Source organism: Streptomyces sparsus, assembly GCF_054776295.1.
The window spans coordinates 1-1,469 of the sequence record NZ_BAAHCA010001093.1; the positions used below are offsets into that span (position 1 = coordinate 1).

At 73.8% G+C, this 1,469-nt stretch carries 1 protein-coding gene; it reads left to right on the forward strand.

Annotation, left to right across the window (positions count from 1 at the left end; genetic code table 11):
• Nucleotides 1-1,405: TerD family protein (locus ACYVE9_RS26560; RefSeq protein ID WP_461030442.1), on the forward strand; the 1,405-nt coding region annotated here is incomplete at its 5' end.
• Nucleotides 1,406-1,469 lie beyond the last annotated feature (64 nt).

Genomic DNA, 1,469 nt, shown 5'->3' on the forward strand with positions numbered 1-1,469 from the left:
GGGCGCGGCACCGGCGTCGGTTCCGGCACAGCCCTCGGCACCGGATCCGTCCTCGGCGCCGAACGCGACGGCGGTGCCCGCGGCCCGTGCTGCGACGGGCAGCCGGCCGGTGCGGACCGTCAAACGGCGGACCACGCTGCCCAAGGCCGCCAAGGTCGACCTCGCCGACCATCCCAACTGGCGTTCGGCCCGACTGTTCTCCGCGTCAGGCCTGCGCAACGACCAGGAGCGCGAGGTGCGGGCCACCTCGACGCTGCTGGCCGCGATGGCCCACGTACCGGAGTTCGGCCGGCGGCTGACCGCGAAGTTCAACGCACCGGCGGGGACCGTCCAGACCTTCGCCGAGGCGTCGTTCCGGCACGGGGACGGCACGCTGCGGCCGGACGGCGTGATCCGGGTCGCCAGGGCGGGGCGGATCTGGACGGCCCTCGTCGAGACCAAGACCGGGGGCAACCCCCTCAAGCCCGACCAGGTGCAGTCCTACGTGGACCTGGCGGGCAAGCACGGCTACGAGACGGTGATCACCCTCTCGAACGATCTCGCACTCGACGGTGAGCACCCGGTGCCCCTGGACAAGCGCCGGCTGCGCAAGGTCGCCCTGCGCCACCTTTCCTGGGCCGAGGTGACGCACGAGGCCCATCTGCTCTGCCACCACGACGGCCTGGCGAACCCCGCCCACGCCTGGCTGCTCAACGAACTGCTGCACTACCTGCGGCACGACAACGCCGGCTGCCAGGGCTTCCAGAACATGGGGGCGTCCTGGGTTCCGGTACGGAACGCGATCACCGAGGGCACCCTGCGGGTGACGGACCGGCCGGCGATGCACGTCGCGGAGAACTGGGAGAAGCTGACCCGCCAGCTGTGCCTGCGGCTGGGCGGCAGCCGTGGGGTCACCGTCTCCCCGGTCTCCCGGGGCAGGCGCAGCGGTGACGCCACGGCCCGCCGGATGCAGACCGTGACCGCGCTGGTGGACACCGGCAGGTTGAGCACCGGGCTGCGCATCCCCGGCACTCCCGGCCCGCTGCTGCTGGAGGCGGATCTGCGGACCGGCCGGTTGGAGGCCACCGTGGAACTGGCCTCGGCCGACCGGGCACGCCCGCTCTCCCGGGTGCAGTGGCTGCTGCGGCAACTGGCCGACGCGCCCGCCGAGCTACGGGTGGAGGCGGTGACCGGGCAGCCGGGCGCCGGGCCGTGCGAGCTGCTGCGGGTGCTGCGTCCCGAGCCGGGCCTGCTGGTGCCGGACGCCGGTGAGGAGATCACCTCGTTCCGGTTGACGCTGCCGACCACCATGGGCACCAAGCGGGGAGCGGAGGAGACCGGTTTCATCCGCAGCGTGAACGCCTCCGTCGACCGGTTCCTGGACGAGGTCGTCAGCCGCCTGAAGGCGCCCGTCCCCCTCGGCTGAGCGGCCGGTTCCGCGGGCCGGCGGGCCAGGCGGACTGCCGGCCGTCCCCCGGGCGCGGTCGGGG